At 59.3% G+C, this 21,971-nt stretch carries 17 protein-coding genes and 4 tRNA genes; 10 read left to right on the top strand and 11 right to left on the bottom strand.

The window, feature by feature from the left end; genetic code table 11:
* Window positions 1–102: 102 nt before the first annotated feature.
* The 6 genes from tuf to HFP54_RS10245 form a co-directional block, all read right to left on the bottom strand.
* A complete protein-coding gene (gene tuf / locus HFP54_RS10270) occupies window positions 103–1,299 on the bottom strand; it encodes an elongation factor Tu (RefSeq protein ID WP_168565055.1) in 1,197 nt (398 codons plus the stop codon).
* 250 nt (window positions 1,300–1,549) lie between these two features.
* Window positions 1,550–1,621: transfer RNA gene (locus HFP54_RS10265), tRNA-Thr, on the bottom strand.
* 136 nt (window positions 1,622–1,757) lie between these two features.
* Window positions 1,758–1,828: transfer RNA gene (locus HFP54_RS10260), tRNA-Gly, on the bottom strand.
* A gap of 117 nt (window positions 1,829–1,945) precedes the next feature.
* Window positions 1,946–2,027: transfer RNA gene (locus HFP54_RS10255), tRNA-Tyr, on the bottom strand.
* 180 nt (window positions 2,028–2,207) lie between these two features.
* Window positions 2,208–2,280, bottom strand: a tRNA-Thr gene (locus HFP54_RS10250).
* 109 nt (window positions 2,281–2,389) lie between these two features.
* Window positions 2,390–3,229, bottom strand: a complete 840-nt coding sequence (locus HFP54_RS10245; RefSeq protein ID WP_146415135.1) for an MBL fold metallo-hydrolase — start codon at window positions 3,227–3,229, stop codon at window positions 2,390–2,392.
* A gap of 311 nt (window positions 3,230–3,540) precedes the next feature.
* Here HFP54_RS10245 and accD point away from each other — a divergent pair, with 311 nt between their 5' ends.
* The 5 genes from accD (at window position 3,541) to HFP54_RS10220 (ending at window position 8,199) form a co-directional block, all read left to right on the top strand.
* Window positions 3,541–4,347 carry an acetyl-CoA carboxylase, carboxyltransferase subunit beta gene (gene accD / locus HFP54_RS10240; RefSeq protein WP_235951541.1) on the top strand — a complete coding sequence of 269 codons (807 nt, stop codon included), beginning with the start codon at window positions 3,541–3,543 and terminating at the stop codon, window positions 4,345–4,347.
* Between the two features lie 52 nt (window positions 4,348–4,399).
* Window positions 4,400–5,281: a serine/threonine protein kinase gene (locus HFP54_RS10235; RefSeq protein ID WP_168565054.1), complete on the top strand. Its 882-nt coding sequence runs from the start codon at window positions 4,400–4,402 to the stop codon at window positions 5,279–5,281.
* Between the two features lie 119 nt (window positions 5,282–5,400).
* Complete coding sequence (locus tag HFP54_RS10230; RefSeq protein WP_168565053.1) at window positions 5,401–6,477, top strand: hypothetical protein; 1,077 nt, start codon at window positions 5,401–5,403, stop codon at window positions 6,475–6,477.
* 695 nt (window positions 6,478–7,172) lie between these two features.
* Window positions 7,173–8,009 carry a hypothetical protein gene (locus tag HFP54_RS10225; RefSeq protein WP_145294809.1) on the top strand — a complete coding sequence of 279 codons (837 nt, stop codon included), beginning with the start codon at window positions 7,173–7,175 and terminating at the stop codon, window positions 8,007–8,009.
* The gene (locus HFP54_RS10220) at window positions 7,987–8,199 is read left to right on the top strand and encodes a hypothetical protein (protein ID WP_168565052.1); all 213 of its coding nucleotides are present in this window, start codon (window positions 7,987–7,989) and stop codon (window positions 8,197–8,199) included. The genes HFP54_RS10225 and HFP54_RS10220 overlap by 23 nt, the downstream gene beginning before the upstream one ends.
* Window positions 8,200–8,389: 190 nt before the next feature.
* On the opposite strand, the gene HFP54_RS10215 is transcribed toward HFP54_RS10220, so the two are convergent.
* Together HFP54_RS10215 and HFP54_RS10210 are read right to left on the bottom strand one after the other, a co-directional pair.
* On the bottom strand, window positions 8,390–8,560 hold the full coding sequence (locus HFP54_RS10215; protein ID WP_168565051.1) for a hypothetical protein: 171 nt from the start codon (window positions 8,558–8,560) through the stop codon (window positions 8,390–8,392).
* Window positions 8,561–8,649: 89 nt separating this feature from the next.
* A complete protein-coding gene (locus HFP54_RS10210) occupies window positions 8,650–10,335 on the bottom strand; it encodes an ABC transporter permease (protein ID WP_168565050.1) in 1,686 nt (561 codons plus the stop codon).
* A 170-nt stretch (window positions 10,336–10,505) separates the two neighbouring features.
* Here HFP54_RS10210 and HFP54_RS10205 point away from each other — a divergent pair, with 170 nt between their 5' ends.
* The 3 genes from HFP54_RS10205 (at window position 10,506) to trxA (ending at window position 12,614) form a co-directional block, all read left to right on the top strand.
* Window positions 10,506–11,255, top strand: coding sequence for a sugar phosphate isomerase/epimerase family protein (locus HFP54_RS10205; protein WP_146415147.1), 750 nt, complete (start codon window positions 10,506–10,508; stop codon window positions 11,253–11,255).
* A gap of 5 nt (window positions 11,256–11,260) precedes the next feature.
* Entirely contained in the window at window positions 11,261–12,112 is an 852-nt protein-coding gene (locus HFP54_RS26165; RefSeq protein ID WP_168565049.1) for an NUDIX hydrolase, read from the top strand.
* 169 nt (window positions 12,113–12,281) lie between these two features.
* Complete coding sequence (trxA, locus tag HFP54_RS10195; protein ID WP_145294799.1) at window positions 12,282–12,614, top strand: thioredoxin; 333 nt, start codon at window positions 12,282–12,284, stop codon at window positions 12,612–12,614.
* 148 nt (window positions 12,615–12,762) lie between these two features.
* Here the strand turns inward: trxA and HFP54_RS10190 are convergent, their stop codons facing one another.
* A complete protein-coding gene (locus HFP54_RS10190; protein ID WP_168565048.1) occupies window positions 12,763–13,923 on the bottom strand; it encodes a DegT/DnrJ/EryC1/StrS family aminotransferase in 1,161 nt (386 codons plus the stop codon).
* A 568-nt stretch (window positions 13,924–14,491) separates the two neighbouring features.
* On the opposite strand from HFP54_RS10190, the gene fusA reads away from it, so the two are divergent.
* A complete protein-coding gene (gene fusA / locus HFP54_RS10185; RefSeq protein ID WP_146415152.1) occupies window positions 14,492–16,576 on the top strand; it encodes an elongation factor G in 2,085 nt (694 codons plus the stop codon).
* Between the two features lie 177 nt (window positions 16,577–16,753).
* On the opposite strand, the gene HFP54_RS10180 is transcribed toward fusA, so the two are convergent.
* Window positions 16,754–17,605, bottom strand: coding sequence for a metallophosphoesterase family protein (locus HFP54_RS10180; protein WP_315853872.1), 852 nt, complete (start codon window positions 17,603–17,605; stop codon window positions 16,754–16,756).
* A gap of 45 nt (window positions 17,606–17,650) precedes the next feature.
* Complete coding sequence (locus HFP54_RS10175; RefSeq protein ID WP_235951540.1) at window positions 17,651–18,820, bottom strand: dGTP triphosphohydrolase; 1,170 nt, start codon at window positions 18,818–18,820, stop codon at window positions 17,651–17,653.
* 584 nt (window positions 18,821–19,404) lie between these two features.
* Here HFP54_RS10175 and uvrA point away from each other — a divergent pair.
* Window positions 19,405–21,945 (top strand): excinuclease ABC subunit UvrA, encoded by a 2,541-nt coding sequence (uvrA, locus tag HFP54_RS10170; protein ID WP_390657147.1) that lies wholly within the window; start codon window positions 19,405–19,407, stop codon window positions 21,943–21,945.
* Window positions 21,946–21,971: the final 26 nt, after the last annotated feature.

Raw genomic sequence — 21,971 nt, 5'->3', positions numbered from 1 at the left:
AAAACCTTGAACGCCCATCGGATACCGGGCGTCCAAGGTTAACCGTTGGATCAAGATTCCGGAAGCGTTGCCGTGATCGGCCTCGTCTTCCGACGCCCCGATCTACTCGACGATCTTGGTCACGACACCACTACCGACGGTACGGCCGCCTTCGCGAATCGCGAAGCGAACACCGTCGTCCATGGCGATCGGCTTGTGCAATTCGACGGTGACCTTGACGTTGTCGCCGGGCATGCACATTTCGGCGTCGACCAAGTTGGCCGTTCCGGTGACATCGGTCGTACGGAAGTAGAACTGCGGGCGGTAACCGCTGAAGAACGGGGTGTGACGTCCACCTTCGTCCTTGCTCAGGCAGTAAACTTCCGCTTCAAACTTCATGTGCGGCGTGATGCTGCCCGGCTTGGCCAAGACCTGACCACGCTGGATTTCTTCACGCTTCACACCACGCAGCAGGCATCCGACGTTGTCGCCGGCGCGGCCTTCTTCCATTTCCTTGCGGAACATCTCGACGCCGGTGCAGGTCGTCTTGGTGGGTTCATCGGTCAGACCGATGATGCTGACTTCTTCGCCCACCTTGATGACGCCACGTTCGATCCGGCCGGTAGCAACCGTACCACGACCTTCGATCGAGAAGACGTCTTCGATGGCCATCAGGAACGGCTTGTCTTCTTCACGAGCCGGTTCCGGGATGAATTCATCCAGGGCGTCCATCAATTCGCTGATGCACTTGCTGGCTTCCGGATCGTCGGGCTTGTTGTAAGCCGGCAGAGCCGAACCACGCACGACCGGGACATCGTCGCCGGGGAACTTGTACTTGGTCAGCAATTCGCGGACTTCCAGCTCGACCAGTTCCAACAACTCTTCGTCGTCGACCAAGTCGCACTTGTTCAAGAACACCACGATGTAGGGCACGTCGACCTGACGGGCCAACAGCACGTGTTCCTTGGTTTGCGGCATCGGGCCGTCGGCGGCCGACACGACCAGGATGGCACCGTCCATTTGGGCGGCACCGGTGATCATGTTCTTGACGAAGTCGGCGTGGCCGGGGCAGTCAATGTGAGCGTAGTGACGCTTGTCGGTCTCGTATTCGACGTGAGCAACCGCGATGGTCACCGTCTTGGTCGCGTCACGAACGGTACCGCCCTTGGCGATATCCGAATAGCCTTTCGCTTCGGCCAAGCCCTTGGCGGCTTGGACGGCGAGAATGGCGCCAGTCGTCGTCGTTTTACCGTGGTCAATGTGGCCAATCGTCCCAACGTTAACGTGGGGTTTGGTCCTTTCGAATTTGTCCTTAGCCATTCTGGTTCACCTGCGATCACGATCGTTCACACCACTATCACCGCCGAGATACGCTCAGTGGTAATCCTCCCGAATGCTGTCCGTGTTCACACCCACGGGGTCGTCAGCAAACGTTCGGCCGTGCGAGACCGCTTAATTCTGTCTATCTCTGTCGAAACGAAACAAAACGTACATCCGGCGACGGCGTGTCGACAGCGGCACCGGCCTATTCAAAGCCAGCTCCGCCGTGACCCGGTCGGTCACCATCAAGAGCTGCTGATGGGATTTGAACCCATGACCTCATCCTTACCAAGGAGGCGCTCTACCCCTGAGCTACAGCAGCATGTTTCGGCGTTCGATGCACCGCCGCTCGCGCGACTCCGCCAATCCTTCGCCCAGACAACCGGACCGAGCAAATAACCTCGGACGTCCGGTGGGCAAATCGGCGGAACCGATCGATCGAAATACACCTGGGCCAAAGCGGGTGAAGGGAATCGAACCCTCGTATTCAGCTTGGAAGGCTGCTGCACTACCATTGTGCTACACCCGCGATTTGCAACCACAAGCCGGACAACCGGCCAGGGCCACTTGCCCCCGTCGCTGGGCATCAACCGGCATCGAAAGAATCGACACGACAGACGACGCAATCACCGACGGGCTCATTCAGTGGGGGCTGCAGGATTCGAACCTGCGTAGGCATAGCCAACGGATTTACAGTCCGTCTCCTTTAACCACTCGGACAAACCCCCAAATTGTTCAAATCGAATTGATGGTTTCTTCTCGGTTACTACCCGTCTAATTCCATATGTTTTCGGTTCTAGTTTCCGACGTCTTTTTTTGGGTCTACAACCGGCCAGAGCCGAATCGCGTGGACGTTGCCGTCGCGCAAAGGCCGGGCCAGCGGCCACCAGCGTCTGTCGTTGTTGTAGAGCCAGCGGAGGGATTCGAACCCACGACCGGCTGATTACAAATCAGCTGCTCTGCCAACTGAGCTACGCTGGCCTTGTAGAAAGGGCAGAGTGTAGCGATCCGGCCCGGGGCGACAAGACGGAATTGGCCCCTGTGACTTCAATTCCGGTTGGTTTTTTGGGCGAATATTTCAACCCCGGTTCTAGAACGACACTTTCAGACCGTCTTGGGCGATCATCAGTTCGCCATAAAACGTTTTTCGGATTTTCTCCGAGTCCACCGGATCGACGCTTTCGTCCAGCGGGTTGATGTGGGTCAACAGCAACCGTTGCGGACGAATCAACGCGGCCAGTTCGGCAATCCGGCTGGTCCAACTGTGTCCGGTTTTCTCAGCCCACTGGCGATGCGTGTCTCGAAAATAGCATTCGTGGACCATCAGATCCGGCACCGACGCCGCTGCTCCGACACCCGAATCCGCCGGCAGACCGCCCGCCATGTCGGAATCGCCACCGAACCAGGCGATGTCCTGTGGGTCAGTCAGCCCCGACGTGTCGGTGGCATAAACCAAACGCTTGGCCTGGCACGACGCGACCGCCGGCCAGTCCAGCCGATAGGCGACCGAACCGCCGGGATGCGGCTGGCGACGCCAAGATACCGTCGCACCGGCGGCGGAAAATTCGGGGGTTTCGTCGATCGGCACCCACTGAACGTCCAAAGGAGCGGGAAAAATCAAATCCGCGAACAAATGGGTCTGGATGGCGTCCAGCTTGGCCGCCTCACCGAAAACACGCACCTGATCCACCGGCCGTCCGGCGACGGAACGACAATGCAAAACATCCAGCAAGAAAGTCAGACCGGCGATGTGGTCCAAATGGGCGTGGCTGATCAAGATGTCCAGATGATCCGTCTCGATCAATTCGGTCAGCCGAAACAGGCCCGTGCCGGCATCCAATACCAATCCACACTGGGGCACGCAGTAACAAGACGTATGCCGGGACCGGTTGGGGTGATACCCGGCGGTCCCCAGACAGTGAAAATCCATCGGCTTATCAGTCGCCCCAGCGAAATACCTAAATTGCAACACCGCCACGACGGCCCGGCCGAACACGACCGACCAGTCTAGCATGCCCCGGGGCCGGTTCGACCTGACGCCGGCCCGACGAGCTCTCATTCACGGTAGTCGCTGGCCGACGCCGGGGCGAAGCCCGATTTGCAGCAGCATTTTTGAAAATGCTTTGCTAAAGTGGCTGACTTGTCGATTCCCAACGATCCGTCCGAGTGTCCATGGCCACAGCGAGTCCGAATTTGTCTTCGACGCCCCGAACGCCTGACGCGTCCGTCGATCCGCCCAGCATGCCGCGAAAACGAGGCGTCCCGGAAGGCCTTTGGCTGAAGTGCCCGGGGTGCGGAGGATCAATCTACAAAAAGGAAATCCAGCAACGGCAGAACGTCTGCCCGAAGTGCGAACACCATTTCTATGTGTCCGCCAGCGAGCGGATCGAACAAGTGCTTGACGAAGGCACGTTCGAGCCGATGAACGACCAAGTTCGATCGGTCGACCCGCTGGAATTTGCCGACCGCCGCCCCTATTCCGACCGACTGGTCAGCGAACAGAAACGAACCGGGCTGTCCGATGCGGTGGTCACCGGCACGGGCATGGTCCGGGCACGTCGCGTCGCGTTTGCCGTCACCGACAGCGCATTCATCATGGGCAGCATGGGTAGTGCGGTTGGCGAGCGATTGGCCCGCCTGGTCGAACACGCCACCGCCCACAATCTGCCCCTGATCATCGTCAGCGGTTCCGGCGGTGGTGCGCGAATGCACGAAGGCATCCTGTCACTGATGCAGATGGCCAAGGTCACCGCGGCGCTGGCCAAGTACGACGAAGCCGGCGGCCTGTTCATCAGTGTCCTGACAAACCCGACGATGGGCGGTGTGGCGGCCAGCTTTGCGTCGTTGGGCGATTTGGTATTCGCCGAACCCAAAGCGTTGATCGGATTTGCCGGGCCGCGAACGATCAAAGCGACCATCGGGATCGAACTTCCTCCGGGATTTCAGACCAGCGAATTTCTGCTGGAACACGGCTACATCGACCGCATCGTCGAACGAAAGAACCTGAAAACGGAAATCGCGCGGGCGATCGACTACTGCGGCAAGTAGGCTGGCCGCGACTGATAGATCCGAATCCATTCTTGGCACCAGAATCAACGCTATGGGTCTGTTTGATTCCATCCGGAACGCTTTCGGTTCCTCTCAAAAGCACCAGGTCATCGACGTCGACACCCGCTATGAGCGGATGCGGACGAGTGCCGTGGGCACCATGAGTTCCTTCTACGTCGCCAAGGACCACAAGACGGATCGGATGGTCGGCGTCAAATTGCTGGATGTCGAGAAACACGACCAGTTTGAAGCACGGTTCAAAGGGCTCAAGAAGCCGGGCGAAGCGGAAATCGCCCTTTCGATGCATCATCCCAAGATCGTCGAAACCTACGAAGCCGGGGTCACGCCCAAGGGGCAACCGGTGATCATCATGGAGTACATCGAGGGGCCGAGCCTGCAACAAATCATCGTCAAAAAGCAGCGACACCTGATTGCCGGCATCGAAACGACGTTGATTCGCGACATGGCCGAATCGCTGAAATACGTCCACGACCAGGGATACATCCACCGAGACATCTGTCCACGGAATTACATTTGCTTGCCCGACATGAGCGGACTGAAGCTGATCGATTTTGGTTTGACGGTCCCCGCAACGCCGCCGTTCATGGCACCGGGAAACCGGACCGGGACGCCGTTGTACATGTCGCCCGAAATTGTGCGGCGTCGGCCGACGGATAAACGGGTCGACATCTTTTCGCTGGGCGTCACGTGTTACTGCCTGTGCACGATGCAGCACCCCTGGCAGGGCGAAGTCGTCACCGGCAAAGCGGCGTTGCAGCACGACACCACCGAACCCACGCCGATCCTGGAACGTGCCCCCGACCTAGACCCCAAACTGGCACGTCTGATCATGCACGCCTTGCAACCCAGCGTCGAAAAGCGGGTCCAATCGATCGACCAATTCTTGGCCACCCTTCGCACCATCGCGGCCTGAACCTTCCAACGAACAACGCTGACGCCGCGTTTCTCAAAAGGGGCCACCCAATTTATTTGCCTTTCCGGCCTCCGATGCGTACGATCGGTTGACTCGACTGACAAACAGGGAATGGATTGATGCCTCGAAAACCACGCTACGAAGTCGCGGATCCTGCCCAGGTACAAGTCTTTCACGCGGTACAACGCTGCGTCCGCCGGGCGTTTTTGTGCGGTGAAGACCCGCTGACTGGCCAATCCTTCGAACACCGGCGGCGGTGGATTCGGGATCGTTTGGAGTTCTTGGCCGGAATCTTCGGTATCGATTGCTTGACCTATTCGGTCATGAGCAACCATTTGCATTTGGTGCTTCGCAGCCGTCCGGACGTTGTCGCTGCGTGGAGCGACCAGGAAGTGGCCGATCGATGGCTGCGACTGTTCCCCATTCGCCGGCGTCCGGATGGTTCAGCCGAACCGCCGACGGAGGCGGACATCGCGGCGCTGGTGAATCAAACGGAAGTCTTGGCCGAACGTCGAAGACGACTGTCCGATGTCAGTTGGTGGATGCGGTGCATTGCCGAGTTCATCGCCAGACGCGCCAACCGCGAAGATGAATGCACGGGCCGGTTTTGGGAGGGGCGGTACCGGCTGCAAAGTCTGCTGGACGAAGCGAGCCTGCTGGCTTGTGCGGCCTATGTGGATTTGAATCCGGTGCGTGCAGCGATTGCCGAAACACCCGAAACGAGCCCTTACACCGGAGCGAAAGACCGCATCGATGACCTGCCCCGGCAACCGAGTCGATTGCGGCCAAGCATGCACGAGTGGGAGCGAAGTCGCCGCCGCCGACACAGTGGATGGATGAGCCCGGTGGAGATCAACGAGGCGAAAGATCCGGTCGGCCCCTGTATTGAGAATTCGGGACGGCGGGCAAGTTCGAAAGGTTTCTTAGGGATTTCACTGGTTCGATACTTGGAGTTGCTCGACTGGACCGGTCGGCAACTTCGGTCAGATAAGCCGGGAGCGATTCCAAAACACTTGGCTCCGATTCTGTCACGCATCGGAGTCGACACTCGGGGTTGGTGTGATGTGGTTCGCCGCTTTGGCCGCGTCTTCAAGCGTGCGGCGGGGACGCCGGAAAGTCTCGCACGCGAAGCAGTGCGGTGCGGACAGCACTGGTTGTGCGCCCCGGATAACCCACTGGGGCTCTGTTCCGACTAGCGGCACGGCGACGCCCGCTCTCCGCGGAGCAGCTAGCGCACTCGGATTCCGCTCTCCATGTAGGCAGCGAAAGGTGAGACTGCGCAACCGATCCGCTTCTAAACCGCCGCACCGGCTCATCCCTTTACTGTAGGTGCGAAAAATCCGGCGTCCCGGTCGAGCATCCCCTCCAGCCAACTGCTTCCGCGACGCCGCCCGCAGCCTCTTTCAGCCCCACTACCGAAAAACGCCACGCAATGGCAGCCACAGCATGACTATGCTTCGTTCAATTAATGGGTGGCCCTTATTATGCTATTAGCGCGAAAAGTCCGGCGTCCCGGTCGCCCATCCCCTCCAGCCAACCGCTCCCCCGACGCCACCCGCAGCTCCTTAGCCCCCCTACCGAAAAACGCCTCACAATGGCAGAGCAGCATGAACGTGCTTCGTAAATTTAATGGGTGGCCCCTATTAAGACTATTAAGACTGCTGCACCGGCCGGGGGATAGATGCCGCGACAACTGGTCTGTTCGGCAAAAACGGCCCGCGACCGTTTCAAGCTAGGCAAGCTTGGCTTTTCGGGTTGAATTCGTTGACACGAAAATTTCGCCGTAATTATACTCCCTGTGGATGCACGGCCCCCGCAGCAATTGCGTGGCGGGCCGCCGATCAGTCTTTTCTGCCCCCACCGCCAATTCTTTGCTCGGAACCCATTCCTCATGAATCTTCTCGGGAAGGCGCTGACGTTCGCCGTGTTTGCCTTGAGCATTGTGTTCATGGTCGTCGGGCTTGCCGTCAACGCATCACACCGCAACTGGCGCGACGTCGTGCTGGGCCCTGGCGGCTTGAAACAGCAAATCGAAACCGTTGAAACCACCAACGACCAACTTCGCGATTCGGCTCAGCGAACCCAAGCGGCTTTGGACCGCGAACGTGCCGCCCGTCGCACCGCTCTGGCCGCCTTGCAGACTCAGCTGAACCAACTGCAACAGGAATTGGTCCAAAGTGCGGCCGACGTGGAAGCCTTGCGTGCGGCCAATACGGAACTGACTCAACTGGACCGCTCGCGTGCGGCCGACTTGGAAGCCAAGACCGAAGAAATCACTCGACTGCGGGCCGCTCTGGTCAAGGAACGCGAGGACCGCGACACCCTGTTCGCTAAATCGCTCGAGCTGACCGACTTGCTGAACCGCGCCCGAGGCACCGTCCAAAACCAAAAGCAACGCAACGACCAGCTTCGCACCCAAGTCACTCGTTTGCAGGAAGTGGTCGAAGCCAAGGGCATTGACGTCAACGCACCGCTGGACGGCGCCCCGCCGGAACGAAACGGTGTGGTCTTGGTCGTCAACCGGCCTCGCAAACAAGTCGAAGTCAGCATCGGCAGCGACGACGGCCTGCGTCAGGGACACCTGCTTGACGTGACACGAAACGGATCGTTCGTCACCCGCCTGCGTGTCGGCTACACCGAACCGGACCGTGCCGTCGCCGAAATCTTGTCTGACTACAGCAACCGAACCATCCAAGAGGGCGACCGTGTCGACACTACCTACGAATGAGCCGCCACGGAAACAGCCACCGAACGTTTACACGGTGATGCTGATCCTGAGCACCGTCTTCATGCTGATTGCCGTCGTCGCCATGCTGATCGAAGCAGGTCGCTGGGCTCCCGATTACTGGAACACACGGACGGCACAACCCAGCGTGATGCATATCGAAGCCGACACGGGATCGCTTTTCCGCGGTTAGCCGGCGAACGCATCGGGCAAACGCACCAGCAAACAAACGTACGGGTAAGATCAGCCATCGGCTGAAGCCATGCGGGTGAGCTTACCCTGAGACGGCGAAACACAAAACTTGTAGCAGGCGACCTTGCCCCCAAGGTTGCCTGTTTTGGTTTTGTAGGCATCCACAGACGCGGACGGGCGAGCTCACAACGTCAAGACGCCCGCAGCTTTTCTGCCTCAGCCTCCAGCGCCGCGATCTCTTCTTCCAACGCTTTGGTTTCTTCTGGATCATCAGCCTGCTGCTTCGAACCGGCCAATCTCGGGCGCAGTGCGCTCAGCTTTTTCTTGATGACTTCCAGTCGTTTCTTGGCTTTCTTATCCATCTCGATTCGTTTCGTGGTTGAGCCGGTTGAGAATCCGAATTCAGAACATGGGGTTCGCATGCGAGCGCAAGGCGGCGGCGCGTCGACGGTCAAAACTCCATCAACGCAACGGCAAAGTGGACGACCAAAACCCACAAGGTCGTCCAAAGCACGGTCGCAGTGATCGCATCGCTGACGTCAGCGGCGGACTGCTTGGATCGCAGGCCTTGATAGTAGCTGATCACCGCGGTGCCCACACCGCACGCGGCGTTCTTTCCGAAAACCCAACTCGCCCCCTTCGGCCAAATAGCGTCTTGCCCGCGAAGATTTCGAAAGAAATGCTGGTCCCAAAAGTAGGACGGGATGTCGGAATGAGTGGCGGTGAACGTCACCATGCTGATCAACCGCGCGGCAAAAAACGCGATCCACTCCAACACGGGTGTGGCCACCAGAAAGGCCACCAAAATTGGAACCAACAAATAGGCCTGCGGCCGAACACCCAGCGTCCGCATCGCGTCGACCTGGCCGCCGTATCGTTTGACGCCCACGTCGGCTGCGACCGCGGCACCACAGCGAGCCGCCACCAGGATCGTCGCCAACACGGGCACCAAAATTCGATACAACGCAAACCCGATCGACGCCAACAATTCGTCGATCAACAACGGTTGCGTGTACAGTCGAAACGGCAGAAAGCGAAACGTGAAATAGGTCGTCGTGAACCCGGCGATTAAACCGGCAATGGCCAAGTACACGCACGCCGACGGGCCGCCCACCAATCGCAAGTAATGCATGAAGAATCGTCCCGCCCATTTCCATCGTGGGAAAATTGGCAACACATCGACGGGCAATCGCAGCGCACTGATCAATGCATCGGAGCTGGCCAACAGAAATGCGTCTAGCTGTTCGATCAAACGGCGTCCCATCGACCACCCACGTTTGACCGCTGCTTGTTCCGGCGCTGTTGCCGTCGCCGGGTCGGCTGCCACAGGATGCATCCACTGGCGAATCTGCGACCACTGATCGCGTGGGACGGAAACCAGCTGCTTTCGCCGGTTGTCCAAGAAAACGACTTCGTCCGCGATCGGAATCAGCGTCTGATAATCATGCGTAACGACCACGCTGGTCCGGTGATGAATCTGCTGAGTCTGGCGAATCAACGAAGCCACCTTCGCACCGCTGGCCGCATCCAGTCCTGATGTCGGTTCGTCGTACAGGATCACTTCAGGATCGGAGGCCAACGTCCGCGCGATGGCCAGTCGCTGTTTCTGCCCACCGCTAAGTCCGGCAACGGGAACCTCCGCCGGGACCCCCAATTCCGCCAACCAACCGGCCGCATCCTGTTCAGGCGGTCGATGCCGATCGCCCCGATGGTCCATCGCAAACTGGACATTGGCGGTCGGCGACAGTTCATCGAACAACGCAAACTGTTGAAACACCACGCCCACGCGCCGACGCAAAGGCGACAGTGCGGCGCCCAGGCGGGCCGGCCCCTTCGATCCGGAATCGATGTCTTGATGCTCCGCGATGTCAGCCGCAATGTCGGCTGACCAACGCACGACGGAACCGTCACGCGGCAACAAGCCGGCCAGAATCCGCAGCAACACCGACTTTCCGGCACCACTGCCACCGACCACGACCAGCAGTTTCCCCGGCTCCAGATCCAACCGAGCGTCATCCAGCAACCGGCGACCGGCCACGTCCACGCAAAGCCGTTCCAGATGCACGGGTCCCCCGGCCGATCGCACGTCAGCCGAGGTTGGGTCGCCGTTGGACTGGGGATCATTTACAGACGTCATGCGGGCAGCTTACCGGATCGGTCACCTACGTTGTCAGACCACAGTCCGGCGCGACCGGCACCGCGACCGGCGAACCTGTTTGGCAATCAGGGTTTAGCGATCGACGCCGGCGCAGTAGACTGCGCCGGTTACGCAAAACCGATTGATTTGTTGCTGAAAGGACGCCTGAATTGTTTGTCGCTGCTTCGACGGAATGTTGGCCGGCTGATGACCTGCAAACCAGCATCGAGACGCTCCAGGACCTGGATTTTAGCGCGATCGAGATCGCCATCCACGAGTCCGGCGCGCACACTCGCCCCAGCGAAATCCTGGCTGATCCGGACCGCGGAATCCAATTGCTTCGGTACACCCACCGGCTGGACATCTCCGGTTACAGCATCGAATTGGACAGCACAGGTGACCAGCACTACGACGACTTCCACGATCTGTGCCGGATCGCCAAGGCCACCAAGGTCGTCAATTTGACCGTGCCGTCGGCGGAACTGGGCACGCCTTTCAATGAAGAAGTCGAACACCTTCAGCGGCTGGTCAGCATCGCGGAAACCGAGGGCGTACGTGTCGCGGTCCGCAGCCAATTGGGCTGCCTCAGCGAAGACCCCGACACCTTGATGGTGCTTTGCAACAACGTCGATGGCCTGGGCATCACCCTGGACCCCAGCGTCTACATTGCCGGTCCGGCCAAAGGCAAGTCGCTGGACAAGATCCTGAAGTTTGTCATCAACACGCACCTCCGAGACACCCGCCCGGATGCATTCCAAGTCAGCGTGGGGCAGGGCGAAATCGACTACGGAAAACTGGTCACCCAGTTGGAACGTGAAAAATACGATCGTGCTTTGACGATCCACATGGCGCCCCAGGAAGACTTGGATCATCGCGTCGAATTGCGAAAGCTTCGTCGATTGTTGGAAACGTTGATTTAGCAACCGTGAAAATACCGGCAACTAGGCGACCGGATCGGTGGCAATTGCCGGCGACTTGGCCGCAACAACTCAGCGACCGCTTGCGGCAACGCGGCGAAACGCCCGAACTGTCGCGACGCTATCGTTCGATCGCGGCCGTGCCACTTGCCTATGGTCGCCACCGCGGCCCCGCACCGGTCCGTGCACGACGTGCCGCGGTGCTGGTGGGTATCTACGAAGATGTGTCTGGTATCAATGGTGTGTCGAGTGCCGAAGGTTTGCACGGCGGATCGATGTCGCAGAAAGCTGCGGCGGATGCCCTGGTCGTTCCGGATGCCCATCAACCGCTCACATCGCTCCGCCACATGCGTGTCTTGTTGACGCGGCGTCCCAGTCTGTTGAAGCATCACGGCGGGCAAATTTGCTTTCCCGGGGGGCGGGTGGAATCGGGTGAAGACACCCGCGAAGCCGCCTTGCGGGAATTCGCCGAAGAACTAGGTCGTCCCGCTTTGGTCCGCCAGTGGATCGGACGTCTGGCATGCCAATATGTCTATGCCAGCGACAACCGGGTCACTCCCTGGGTCGCGTGGTTACACAAAGATCCCACCCCCTGGTGCCCCGACCCGGCCGAAGTTGATGAGGTACTGGATTTGCCGCTGGAAACACTTCTGCGGCAGGTCGTCGCGGGAAACCTGTCACGACACACCGAAATACGATCCGTCCGTCGGGGCGAACATCGCGTTGGTCATTTGCAGTTCCGCACGCCGGCGTTTGCACACGGCGAACACAAGGTTTGGGGTGCCACAGCGATGATTCTGGACGAATTGGCTCAGCACTTGCTTACCTTGTCAGACGTTCCGGTCGGACCGGCAAATTGACAGCGGGTGTCGCCATCCTACAATTCGGCCGTCTGTGCAAGGCGTCGCCGACCGGATGCGACACGCCCCACCCGCCGATGGATCACCGTCGATCAGTCCTTGTGAACGATTCCCGCGATCCCGACCGATTCCCCGTTTAACTATCCGTACAAAACGAGAGACCACTGTCATGGCTTCCGATGCTGTCAAAGAATTCACCGACGACAATTTCGACTCCGAAGTGCTGCAATCGGACCAACCCGTCTTGGTCGACTTCTGGGCACCCTGGTGCGGCCCTTGCCGTCAAATCGCTCCCATGATCGATGAACTGGCCGGCGAAAACCCGTCGGTCAAGATCGGCAAGATCAACATCGACGATAATCCCGGCGCCGCCCAGCGTTTCGGCATCAACAGCATCCCGACGCTGTTGGTTTTCAAAGGCGGCGAAGTCAGCGAGAGCTTTGTCGGCGTTCGCCCCAAGGCCGCTCTGCAAGAAGCCCTGGATTCGGCGGCAACGTCCTGATCCCAAGGGGACGCCTTTTGGCATCTGATTAACGCAACAGGCCGCATGCGAATCATCGCACGCGGCCTGTTTTCGTTGATCTTTCAAACGGGGCAGTCAAATCCGCCCGCCCAAACGGCGATTCGGTTCGACCGCAGCCCCGGTTCGTTTAGGCGGCCTTCTTGGCTTCGGCCGACTGATAAAACTGACCGATCACTTCGACGACTCGGTTTTGTTCTTCTACGGTCAGCGACGGGAAAATCGGCAGGTTCAAGATCTCGCGGCTGGCCCGCTCGGTCTCGCTCAAATCACCGGCTTTGAAGCCGATATTTTCAAAGCACTCTTGCTGGTGCATCGGCACCGGGTAATAGATTTCCGACCCCACGCCGTTGTCGGCCAAGTGCTGGCGGACTTCGTCGCGTCGCCCGTCGGCGATGCGGATCGAATACTGGTTCCAGACCGAGAAAGCGTTCTCATCGATCACCGGCAAAGTGACCGGACCGTCTTCGACCAAACCAGCTTCGCGGAACAAGTGGTGGTACCGCGTGGCGTTGGTGCGACGGCCTTCGACGGCCTGGGGCAAGTGATTCATCTTCACCCGCAAAACAGCAGCCTGGAACGTGTCCAAGCGGCTGTTGATGCCCACCACCTTGTGATAATAGCGGGGTCGCATGCCGTGGCCGGCGAACAAACGCAGCCGATCCGCGAACGCTTCGTCATTGGTCGTCAGCATGCCGCCGTCGCCCATGCCGCCCAAGTTCTTGGTCGGATAGAAGCTGAAACAGCCCACGGTCCCCCAGCTGCCGGCGGGACGCGAATGATAGGCCGCACCGATCGACTGGGCGGCGTCTTCGACCACGGGGATGTCATGTTCGGCGGCGACCTGACAGATCCGGTCGATGCGAGCACACTGTCCGAACAGGTGCACGGGAATGATGGCTGCCGTCTTGGGCCCGATCAGCGAATCCAGCTGATCGACATCCATGTTGTAGGTGTCCGGATCGATGTCGATGAAGACCGGCGTGGCGCCCAGTCGCGTGATGCAGCTGACCGAGGCGAAAAAGGTAAAGCTGGGAACGATCACTTCGTCGCCCGGGCCGATGTTCAAAGCCATCAGGGACAACAGCAACGCGTCACTGCCGGAGGCACAACCGACGGCAAATTGGGCCTGGCTGTATTTGGCGACTTCCGATTCCAGTTCGACCACATCGGGGCCGAACAGAAAGCGTCCGGAATCCAGGACGCCGGCCAGGGCGCTCATGAATTCTTCACGATACGGGCGATTGTCGCGGTTGACGTCCAACAGCGGAACAGAATTCGGGCCTGGCATGGTTCGATGACCTTCCTTGGATGAATGCAGAAGCTCGGCCGCCTTGCCGAGTTGAACACTGACAGGACAAGTTGTTAGACGCGGCCGGAGTGTGGGTCAATAGAAGAAAAATGGCCCCCGGACCGTGCGACGGATCCCTGGCCGTCGCGTCCACTGGATCCGAGCGTTGGCCGCCCCGTTTTGGGGCCGACCCGGCGGATCCGCCACAGGGGCTCTTGCGTTTCCCCAACGGTCATGCAAGATAAAAAACCACGCCGAAGCAGTGATATCGGGTCCGGCGTCCCACACCTCCACCCCGCCCCTGACCGGCCAACCGACGGGCTCCGATCGGTCCGCGCCCGGAGTCCGGGATAGTTCGTCGCACCTTTGCCCTTCCAATCTGGGCAAAGCTTTGCGATATTTCTGCTTCAAACGCCTCGCCCGAGCCGCATCAACAACACAATTGTCCAGGCCCGCGACATCGATCTTCCGGGGCGCCTTGTATTAAATCGCGACGCGAATCGTCTGACGCGTCGAATCCGGAACACGTCGAATCCCATCGCCGGCGCCAGTAGAGGTTTAGAAGAGTATGAAATTGGAGAAGGTTCGCAACATCGGGATCAGTGCCCACATTGACTCCGGCAAAACCACCCTCAGTGAGCGGATCCTGTTTTACACCGGCCGCATTCACAAGATTGAAGAAGTCCGCGGGGACGGCGACGGCGCGACCATGGACCACATGGAGCTGGAGCAAGAACGTGGAATCACGATCACCAGTGCCGCGACCAGCGTCGAATACAAAGATCACGCGATCAACCTGATCGACACCCCCGGCCACGTCGACTTCACCGTCGAAGTGGAACGTTCGCTGCGTGTTCTCGACGGTGCCGTCTTGGTTCTGTGTGCCGTCGGCGGCGTGCAAAGCCAGTCGATCACCGTCGACCGACAAATGAAACGTTACAGCGTCCCGCGTTTGGCGTTCATCAACAAGATGGACCGTACCGGGTCGAACCCCCGTCGTGTCGTCGAACAACTGCGTGAAAAGCTGGGCGCCGACGCGTTCCTGATGCAGATCCCGATCGGCATCGAAGACAACTTCCGTGGCGTCGTCGACCTGATCGAAATGGTCGCCTACACCTTCGAAGGCGATCAGGGCGAAAAGGTTGTCACCAGCGATATCCCGGATGACCTGAAAGACGAAGCCGAAGAACAACGCATGCACATGCTGGATTCGCTGTCCAACTACAGCGATGAAGTCATGGAACTGCTGCTCAGCGAAGAAGAAGTCCCCAAGGACATGATCTATCGCGTGACCCGTGACGCCGTCTTGAACGGTGCCACCCCGGTCTACATGGGCACGGCGTTCAAGAACAAAGGCGTTCAGCCGTTGTTGGACGCGGTCACCCAATACCTGCCCAGCCCGCTGGATCGCGAAGTCAAAGGCCGTGACCCGTCGGACGAAGAAAAGCGAATCGATCTGAAACCCGATCCGGAAGCTCCGTTCGTCGGCATGGCTTTCAAGATCGTCGACGATCCGTTCGGCCAACTGACCTTCATGCGGATCTATCAGGGCACGATCGAAAAAGGCGGCACCTACGTGAACCAGCGGACCGGTCGCAAAGAACGGTTCAGCCGCATCGTTCGCATGCACAGCGACAAGCGAGAAGAAATCGACAAGGCGACCGCCGGCGACATCATCGCCGTCATGGGCATCGATTCGGCCAGTGGTGACACCTACAGCATCGAACGTGATTTCTGCACGCTGGAATCCATGTTCGTCCCCGAACCGGTCATCAAGATTGCCGTGACGCCCACCAGCCGCAGCGACGGCGACAAGATGGGCAAGGCACTGCAGCGGTTCCGCAAGGAAGACCCCACCTTCCGCGTCGAAACCGACGAAGAAACCAACGAGATCCTGATCTCCGGCATGGGTGAACTGCACCTGGAGGTTTACATCGAACGGATCCGCCGCGAATACGGCGTGGAAATCGAAGTCGGTGCCCCCAAGGTCAGCTACCGCGAAAGCCCGACCAAGATTGTCGAATTCAATTACAAGCACAAGAAGCAAACCGGTGGTAGCGGTCAATACGCTCACATCGTTGGCAAGCTGTCACCGATCGAATCGGACAGCGAAGACAGCTTTGAATTCGAAGATCACGTCGTCGGTGGTCGTATTCCCAAGCAATACATCCCGGCGATTCAAAAGGGATTTGTCGACAGCCTGGGCAAAGGCCCGGTCGCCGAATACCCGGTGGTCGGCACCCGGATCGACTTGGACGACGGCAGCTACCACGAAGTCGACTCCTCGGAAAAGGCGTTCTACACCGCCGCACAAGGTTGCTTCCGCGAATACTTCAAGCAAGCATCGCCGAAGCTGCTCGAGCCGATCATGAACGTCGAAATCGAATGCCCCGAGGATTTTCAAGGGACCGTCGTGGGTGACGTCATCCGCCGCCGCGGTGTGATGACCAGCACCGACGTCGTCGACGGCAACAGCATCATCCAAGCCGAAATCCCGCTGGCCGAGACCTTCGGTTACGCCACCGACCTGCGCAGCATGACGCAAGGCCAAGGATCGTTCAGCATGGAATTGGCCAAGTACAGCCAAGTGCCGTCAAACATCCAAGAAGAAATCATCGCGGCCAAGAAAGAAATGTTGGCAGCCGCCAAGTAAACGACTTGCCCATCAAACATCACGAAAAGCCTCGCCGATCACCGGCGGGGCTTTTTTTGTGACTCGATTCGAACCTGAAAGCACAGCCTCCCTCTTCGTCCACCGGGCAAATCGCTTCACTTCGCAGCCGGCATCCCGACACCCGATTCACGCCACGCCATTGAAAAGCCACACGGTTCAAGCCGAACCTGCCAGGCCCTTCAAACCGCCCGGTTCTATCAAGCCCTCGATTGCCGGATGGCCATAGTCAGCCGCCCCGGTGTACACCCGCAAATTGTGGGCTCGGCGATAGACGCCACGGTGATGAGTGTGCCCACATAACACCTCCAAATTCATCCGGGGACGTCGCGCTGCGACGTCATCCAAGCACTCGCCCACTCGGCCACACACAAAGTAGGGCGCCCATTGATCGTCAGCGATTCGGCCTTCATACCAACAGCTTTCGCGATAGGGCGGAACATGTGTGGCCACCCAAACGGTCACTGCCGCGTCGGGCACTTGCATCAGCTTTTGACGCAAACGATCCGCTGATTCATCGCCCTGGGCCCGCAGCGTTGCCAAACGATCATCGGTGGTGCGACCGCGCAGGTCATCGATCTGTTGAAAATCTTGCAAGCGGATTGGGCTGGTCCGCGCGTCCCCGATCACTCCGTCGCCCCAACCGTCTTCACCCACCAAGTAAACATCATCGGCCAGTCGGATCGGTTCGCTGTCGGTCAGATAGACCAGCCGCGAGGATTCGCGAGCCGCCTGGACCGCACGACGCCGTGTCTGGGCGACGGATCCGCCATAGAAATCATGATTGCCCAGGACAAAGTAAATCGGGCACGTCACGCCCGTCGTCAGACGATCCAGTTGAAACCATCCGTCGTCACCATCGCTGATGTCACCGGTGATCAGCAAAGCGGTGGGATCAGACGATCGCAACGCATCGCACCACGGGTCCCAACGACTGGCCGGCACATGATTCAAGTGTGGGTCGGTGATCCAAGCGATGCGAAACAATGCACATTCATCAAATGCGGACACGGGCAGCCGAAACAATGATGCCGCCACGATAGATCGCCCCGAACATTACCAGTCGGCCAGCGGCCCATCATCGTTTTGACAGATATGGCGATACTGGGCATCACAAAACGTGTCCGTCATCCCGGCCAAGTATTCACCGATGACACGGGGCACGCTGTGGTGTTCACATCGTTCACGGAATCGCAACGGCAACCGTCCCGGTGACGCCAACAACGTGTCGAACAATCGACGCAAGCGGTCGCCCGCCGATCGTCGCACATCCATCAACCGCGGATGCCGATAGACGGCGTCGAACAAGAAGGACTCCAGTTCACTACGTTCTCGGGCGATCACATCACTGTGATGGACACGAATCCCTTCGCTGCTGATGTCTTCGGCACGATAGCCCGACAACGGTCGCAAACGTTCTAAAGCACCGTGCAACAAATCGCTGACTTGCAGATCGATCAATTCATGAACCAATGACTGACGCACATACTTGCGTTGAATCTGGCTGCCTGCATCGGCGATACGATCCAGCGAGCGTCGCACGATGGCCAACTCGGAAAGCTCTTCGATCGTCAGCAAACCCATCTGCAGCGCGTCGTCCACGTCGTGTGCGTCATAGGCAATGCTGTCGGCCAGATCAACGATCTGAACTTCCAGCAACGGTGCCCGTCCGACGGCGGCTTCGGCCTTGTGGGCTCGCACGTCTTGTCCGGCCAGCGTTTCACGGCACAGATTCAATCCGGCAAAGTCTTGATAGCGCTGTTCCAATTCCTCGACGATCGTCAACGCGAATTGGTTGTGCGAAAAACCGCCGACGTCTTCCAGGCATTCCGCCAACACGTCTTCGCCACAATGACCATAGGGCGGGTGGCCGATGTCGTGCATCAAGGCCAACGCCTCGGTCAAGTCTTCATTCAATCGCAACACTCGGGCGATCGTGCGGGCAACCGACGCGACTTCGAACGTGTGTGTCAAACGCGTGCGGTGATAGACGCCCATTTCGCCGGTGAAGACTTGCATCTTTCCGGCCAAGCGTCGAAACGCGCTGCTGTGTAGTATCCGGTCCCGGTCACGGCTGAACGGACCCCGGTACGAATGCCCGTATTCATCGTGAACGCGTCCCGCGGTGTCACGGCTGTGCATCGCATAACTGGCCAGCAACAGGTGTTCGCGGTCGGCGTACCGGCTGAGGTCAATCATCGGCGTGGCTTCGTGCGACAGTGACATTGCGATCGGTTTCGAGGCGGATGAGGCAAGCGTGTGGGTCGATACGACGACCCCAATGCGGTGGATTTCGCGTCATGCCAGGGCCACCACCGGCCATCGGCGGTACCGCAGCCCTGCCTAGCGGCAGCAACTGGAGCCCAGCCGAGCGGCAGTAACTGGATCCCTGCCAAGCGGCAGCAACTGGAAACCCGCCAAACGGCAGAAACTGGGGCCCTGCGTTCAAGGATAGGACGTGTTTTGGGGCGCGTCGATCGCAATTTGCCCGCCACACGGACGGCGGCATCCACCCCCGCAACGGCGGACGAGGCCTCCATGTGCCTTTCACAATCGCCCACGCACCACCAAGCCCGGCATGGGGAATGCACGCCCAAGCTACCCACTGCCATAAGATTCGGTCATCATCGTCGACTTGCCGACCGTTCGCGTCTTTCCCGCTTTCGTTGCGACCAGCCTTGCCGAAATCCAAGTCCTCCGCCCCCGCCAAGCCGACGTCCCGCTCATCCAACCGTCGCCAAACGGGCGCCCGCAAGTCGTCCGGCCGCAAGCCCCGTTCGAAATCGGCCGGCCCCGCCAAGACCGACGCGATCCGTATCCGCGGAGCCCGCGTCCACAACCTGCGGTCGATCGACGTCGACTTGCCCCATCACGCGATCACGGTGATCACCGGGGTTTCGGGCAGCGGAAAGAGCTCGTTGGCTTTCGACACCCTGTTTGCCGAGGGACAGCGACAATACATCGACAGCCTGTCGGCGTATTCGCGTCAATTCTTGGACCAGATCCCGCGGCCTGACCTGGACAGCATTGACGGTCTGGCACCCACACTTTCGATCGACCAAAAAGCGGGCACCACCGGTTCACGCAGCACCGTCGCGACGATCACCGAAATCTATGACTACCTGCGATTGCTATTCGCCCGGATCGGTGTCGCCCACTGCGTGCAATGCGGCAGCGCGGTGTCGCAACTATCACCCGACGCGATCCTGAAGCGACTGGCCGATCGCCCCGAAGGGACACGCATGATGCTGTTAAGCCCGATGGTCCGTGGACGAAAGGGTGCCCATCGGGATGTGTTCGAAGCCATCCAGAAAGCCGGCTTGGTTCGCGCCCGCGTCGATGGCGAAGTCCACCCCATTGACGAAGTCCCCTCGCTTTCGGTCCGCAAGGATCACACGATCGAAGCGGTGGTGGATCGCCTGGTCATCCGCGAAGGCATTGAATCACGTTTGCACGATTCGGTGGAATTGTCACTGCGGTTGGGCAACGGCAGCCTGGTCGCGCTGACCGAAAACGAATCCAAGTCGTGGGATGAAGAACTCTTCAACACGTCGATGTCCTGCACAGGATGCGGAACCAGTTTCGCCGAGATCGAACCACGAACGTTCAGCTTCAACAGCCCCTACGGCGCATGCCCGACCTGCGACGGCCTGGGCGAAATTGTCGTACGCGAAGGCAAGCGTTCCGATGCGACCCGCATCACCGCCATTTGCCCGGAGTGCGACGGCGCACGAATCGGACCGGTCGGGCGTGGTGTCAAAATCGCCGACGTGAACATCGCCGAATTGACCGCGATGCCGCTGGATCAATCGCTGGATTGGTTCGGCAAACTGCACCAGCGTTTGGCCGGACATGGCGACGAGACGCTGGAACAAAAGATCGCCCATCCGATCGTGGATGAAGTCCAACGTCGGATCGGATTCCTGCAAAACGTCGGCGTCGACTACCTAACACTCGACCGACGCGGCGACACGCTTAGCGGTGGTGAACTTCAACGCGTACGCCTGGCCACCAGCATCGGCAGCGGGCTGGTCGGCGTCTGTTACGTCTTGGATGAACCGTCGATCGGATTGCATCCAGCCGATCACGGCCGACTGATCGATGCGATCATCCAGTTGCGTGATCAAGGCAACACGATCGTGATCGTTGAACACGACGAAGCCACCATTCGCGGCGCGGATCACCTGATCGACATCGGTCCGGGTGCGGGCACCGCCGGCGGTGAACTGATCGCCAGCGGAACCCCGGACGCCGTGTCTCGTGATCCCAAAAGCTTGACCGGTGCTTACCTGCGCGGCGATTCCCGGATTCCCATCCCCACGACACGCCGCGACTGTGGCCAAGCCAAACAATTGGTGCTTCACAAAGCGGCCACGCACAACCTGAGGAACGTCACCGTATCAATCCCGCTGGGTTGCCTGGTCGGTATCAGCGGCGTTTCCGGCAGCGGCAAGAGTTCGCTGATCAATGACACGCTGTATCCGGCCGTCGCCCAGGCACTGGGATTGGTGACCGATCCACCGGGGCCTTACCAACGCCTGGAAGGTGCCGAAGCCATCGACAAACTGATCGCGATCGACCAAGCCCCCATCGGCCGGTCACCGCGGAGTTGCCCGGCAACCTACAGCGGTGTGATGGATGAACTTCGCAAAGTGTTCGCCACCACGCGGCAAGCGAAATCGTTGGGCTTCGCGGCCAACCGGTTCAGCTTCAATTCATCCGCCGGTCGCTGTGACCTGTGTGGCGGCTTGGGGATGGAAAAGATCGAGATGAATTTCTTAAGCGATCTTTATGTCACCTGCAGTCGATGCGCGGGCAAACGATTCAATCGCCAGACGCTACAAGTGCGTTTCAAAGGACACAACATCGCCGACGTTTTGGATCTGACCATCGACCAGGCGGCGGAGTTGTTCGAAAACATCCCGAAACCCTATCGACAATTACGTTCGCTGCAGGATGTCGGTCTCGGCTATTTGCACCTTGGACAATCCAGCACCACGTTAAGCGGTGGCGAAGCCCAGCGAATCAAGTTGGGGACCGAATTGTCACGACCGGCCACCGGTCAAACGCTGTACGTCATGGATGAACCGACGACGGGATTGCACTTTGACGACGTCGCGCGTTTGGTCGGCGTGATGCAACGCTTGGTCGATGCGGGCAACACCGTGCTAGTGATCGAACACCAATTCGATTTATTGGCCGCGTGTGACCACATCATCGACCTTGGACCGACTGGCGGTTTGGGCGGTGGCAACATTGTGGCAACGGGTACGCCCGAAAGCATTGCCGAAGACACCAACACGCCAAGCGGTGCCGCGATGGCGCACGCACTTGAATCGGCAGGCCGTTGAACCGTGACGCGCCAACGACAAAATCG

It is taken from the genome of Crateriforma spongiae (assembly GCF_012290005.1).
In the GTDB taxonomy this organism is placed as follows: domain Bacteria; phylum Planctomycetota; class Planctomycetia; order Pirellulales; family Pirellulaceae; genus Crateriforma; species Crateriforma spongiae.
This window is presented reverse-complemented; position numbering and strand designations above follow the sequence as displayed.

Coding starts and splice junctions, on each gene's coding strand:
- HFP54_RS10210 (WP_168565050.1), bottom strand. CDS start 10,335: ATGACGTCTGTAAATGATCCCCAGTCCAACGGCGACCCAACCTCGGCT.
- HFP54_RS10215 (WP_168565051.1), bottom strand. CDS start 8,560: ATGGATAAGAAAGCCAAGAAACGACTGGAAGTCATCAAGAAAAAGCTG.
- accD (WP_235951541.1), top strand. CDS start 3,541: ATGCCGCGAAAACGAGGCGTCCCGGAAGGCCTTTGGCTGAAGTGCCCG.
- HFP54_RS10225 (WP_145294809.1), top strand. CDS start 7,173: ATGAATCTTCTCGGGAAGGCGCTGACGTTCGCCGTGTTTGCCTTGAGC.
- trxA (WP_145294799.1), top strand. CDS start 12,282: ATGGCTTCCGATGCTGTCAAAGAATTCACCGACGACAATTTCGACTCC.
- HFP54_RS10235 (WP_168565054.1), top strand. CDS start 4,400: ATGGGTCTGTTTGATTCCATCCGGAACGCTTTCGGTTCCTCTCAAAAG.
- tuf (WP_168565055.1), bottom strand. CDS start 1,299: ATGGCTAAGGACAAATTCGAAAGGACCAAACCCCACGTTAACGTTGGG.
- HFP54_RS10245 (WP_146415135.1), bottom strand. CDS start 3,229: ATGGATTTTCACTGTCTGGGGACCGCCGGGTATCACCCCAACCGGTCC.
- HFP54_RS10230 (WP_168565053.1), top strand. CDS start 5,401: ATGCCTCGAAAACCACGCTACGAAGTCGCGGATCCTGCCCAGGTACAA.
- fusA (WP_146415152.1), top strand. CDS start 14,492: ATGAAATTGGAGAAGGTTCGCAACATCGGGATCAGTGCCCACATTGAC.
- HFP54_RS10175 (WP_235951540.1), bottom strand. CDS start 18,820: ATGTCACTGTCGCACGAAGCCACGCCGATGATTGACCTCAGCCGGTAC.
- HFP54_RS10190 (WP_168565048.1), bottom strand. CDS start 13,923: ATGCCAGGCCCGAATTCTGTTCCGCTGTTGGACGTCAACCGCGACAAT.